This window comes from Methylobacterium sp. 001424705 (assembly GCF_059816145.1).
In genome coordinates, this window is sequence record NZ_JCBANU010000067.1 from 1 (window position 1) to 3,281 (window position 3,281).

The 3,281-nt window shown below is 61.8% G+C and carries 3 protein-coding genes; 1 reads left to right on the forward strand and 2 read right to left on the reverse strand.

Annotation, left to right across the window (positions count from 1 at the left end; genetic code table 11):
- The first annotated feature begins 368 nt into the window (after positions 1-368).
- Positions 369-1,904, forward strand: coding sequence for a VapE domain-containing protein (locus tag AC6EUL_RS22720; protein WP_499872866.1), 1,536 nt, complete (start codon positions 369-371; stop codon positions 1,902-1,904).
- 268 nt (positions 1,905-2,172) lie between these two features.
- On the opposite strand, the gene AC6EUL_RS22725 is transcribed toward AC6EUL_RS22720, so the two are convergent.
- Positions 2,173-2,784, reverse strand: coding sequence for a recombinase family protein (locus tag AC6EUL_RS22725; RefSeq protein WP_499872868.1), 612 nt, complete (start codon positions 2,782-2,784; stop codon positions 2,173-2,175).
- Positions 2,781-3,206 (reverse strand): hypothetical protein, encoded by a 426-nt coding sequence (locus tag AC6EUL_RS22730; RefSeq protein ID WP_499872870.1) that lies wholly within the window; start codon positions 3,204-3,206, stop codon positions 2,781-2,783. The genes AC6EUL_RS22725 and AC6EUL_RS22730 overlap by 4 nt, the downstream gene beginning before the upstream one ends.
- Positions 3,207-3,281: the final 75 nt, after the last annotated feature.

Consider the following 3,281-nt stretch of genomic DNA (forward strand, 5'->3'; position numbering starts at 1 on the left):
CTGGCGGAGGGAGCGGGATGAGCCGACGCTCATCACTTTCCCTGTGCCGTCAGTGCTCTCGATCCCGGCCTCGATGGGTAACACCGTGAGTGTGCCGGTCAAGCTGCGGGCTGGCGCTTCGGCTTGGGCGTGGCGTCGAACCAAGCCCGCTGCATTTTAATATCGCCAGCCCATCGGTGAGTTTGCGATAAGTGTCGTCGGGGCACGTTGGTGCCCCGGCCCGCACGGTGGGTCGCCTTCATCAGCGCTGAGACAGCCCGGCAATTGCCGCCGGGACATGGCGCTGGCGATTCGCGATCTGACCGATTCCGTGCGGCGCGTTCGCTTCGACCCTTTGCAACAATCTGTTTTTTCAGAAAGATTTTTCCGTGACCATCCACGTTTTACCGCCCTCGGCAGACTCCGGGGAGCCACGCGCGTCCGCTACCCAGGAGACCGTCGCCTCCCTGATCGAGGATTACACCAGCGGCCTGATTGCAGGCGTCATTCCTGATGCCCGATTCCTGGCTGACCAGTCTGGTGGCCAGGACTTTCCTGAGATTCGTGCCTGGATCAAGAAGCACGCCAACATGCTGGAGTTCAGCACGAAGGAGTACGAGAGGGAGCTTCGCTTCGCTCGTATCCGCTCTGACCTCGGTGGCGTGCCCTCCTATGCCCAGGAACTCATCGAGCTTGTCGTCACGCGCGACAAGATGAACTGCCTGTACAACGGCCAGATCACCAAGGACGGCCTCAAGATCGTTGAGGGCATGGTCGTAGGCCCACACGAGATCACCAACCCCATGATCGCGGATAAGGTGTACTTCGCGTGCCCCGCCAAGGTGAATCTCGACGCGTTCATGCGCCAGCTTCGCCTCACTTCGGACAAGCACCGCCTCGGATTCGCCGACCGCTCCATCAACGATGCTGTGGTCGAGTGGGTTGAGCACGCCCGCCGTGAGCGCCGCTACGATCTGTTCTCGACCCTGGCAGGCCCGCTTCCCAACATTCCGCAGCGCGAGGAAGCTGAGCGGATTTGGCTCGCTATCGCCGAGAAGCTGTTCGTCACCTCCGAGGACATGCCAGCATCGTTCGTCGTCGCCGTGCTGAAGAAGTTCATGCATCAGGTGAAGCGGAAGCTGCGCGGCCTGCCCGTCTACGACCACCTCATGCCGGTGATTCTCGGCACCCAGGGGAAGGGCAAGTCCACCTTCGTTCGCGCCATGCTGAACCCCGTCAAGGAACTCGTGCTCGGCGTGGACTTCAAGATGATCGAGGACGATCGGAATATCGACATCTGGGCGAGCTACGTCCTGTTCATCGATGAGATGGGCTACGCGTCGAAGGCCAACATCGACACGATCAAGAACGCCATCACGGCCGAGACCCTGACCCGCAAGCCCCTCTACACGAACTCCAAGGTGGAGATCGATCAGAACGCCACCTTCATCGGGTGCTCGAACAAGACCCTGGAGCAGTTGATCAAGGACCCGACCGGCATCCGCCGGTTCGTCGCGCTCCAGTACCACAACGATCCGGATTGGGAGTTCCTCAACGGTATCGACTGGAAGGCGCTCTGGCGCAGCGTGGATCACGAAGGCCCGTGCCCGATGGCTCCATTCAAGACCGAACTCGCGGAGGTTCAGGAAGACAGCCGCGAGATGGGCCGCGTCGAGCACTGGCTCACCGACTTCGACCCCACGGTCCACCCGAGCTTCAGCCCGGACAGCCAGGGACGCGTGAAGGCCAAGCTGCTCTTCGGGTACTTCCACGACTTCGAGGACGAGTTCTATCCCGGAGTCATGAAGACCAGCCTGACCGATTGGGGCCACGAGATGCGCCGTACGGAGCAGTCAGGCCAAAACACCCGCTTCCGGTGCCTGAATAAGGTAGGTGGTTACGTCCAGTACGAGTTCCTGGGCTGATACAGGACAGTGGCAGGACAACCCAGCTTGGGGTGTCCTCGCCCATCTGAGCGGATTCCCCTCTGTGTTCTCGCCGATCAGGACACTAGGATACTCAAGACAGAAATATAGAAAAATTATCTTGAATGCAATTGATGCAACTCAGGTGGCTTGGGTTTTGTTATCCTTGTGTCCTGCTGTCCTGCCTTCGATTTTTGAATTTCGATATCTACAAAGGCTCATCCGGGGCGGCCTCGCACGGTACCAGAGACCTTCTCCTCAAGGCTACTCACGCGGCAGCAGCCTGCCCGACCTCAGCCTGCATGGCAGCACGAATCCGCTGCACCGTGGCCGTTCCTGCGCCGGTCCGGCGGGCAGTCTCTCGAATGCTCGTACCGGCGATCAGGAGCGCCCGTATCGCCTCGACCTTCGCCGTCTCCATCGGCGGGCGTCCAAGGCGCTTGGTGGTCCGCTGCAACCCGGCGCGAACCCGCGCCACGATCATCGCCCGCTCGAACTCCGCGAACACCGCCAGCATTTGAAAGAGCATCCGCCCGGACGGCGACGAGGTGTCGAGCGCCTGCTGATGGAGGAACAGGTCCACGCCATGGGCCTGAAGATCGCCGAGCAGGCCGACCAGATCGGGCAGTGACCGTCCAAGCCGATCCACCGACCACGCCGCCACGAGATCGAACTTGCGACGGGCTACACCCTTCATCAGCGCGTCGAGCCCAGGCCGCTGGTTCCGCCCCTTCGAGCCAGACACGCCATCGTCGCTGAAGATCGACACCACGGTCCATCCGGATCGCTCGGCGACCTCCTGAAGCTGCCGAAGCTGGTTCTCGGTGGTCTGGCCATCCGCCGTGGAGACTCGGACATAGAAGGCGACGCGCTTCGTCACAATCCAGCCCCCGAGCCGTGCGCGGCCAGATCACGCTGACCACGCTCCGTGATCCGGAACCCAACCACGCGCTCGGCGTCGATCACCGCTTCGAGCATGGCGTCGCGAAGCCCAACCTTGATGATGTCCTTGTCGGGTCGTCCCCACAGGCCGTCTTGGAACCGGAACTCCGTTGGCACGACCTCAGCAGGAGAAGGCTGGACAGCGTGGCGCACCAGATCACGGTAGGTGGCGAGTGCTGTCCGATCACGCGGCTTCTGCGCCCAGGCTCGATCCACACGCTGACCCGGATCGGCCCTCCACCACTCCAGCGATCCCGTATCGTCATCCGGCCGCCGCGTGGTCGAGATCACGTTGACCTCACCCCGGTGATGGTCCCGTGCAATCCTACGGGCTTGTTCGAGTTCGAGAGCGATCTGCATCCCGAGAGAATCTCACGAACCGGCGCCCCATGCACCGCCCTCCGATCCAGAAACACATGGTTCCAGCTACAGGGG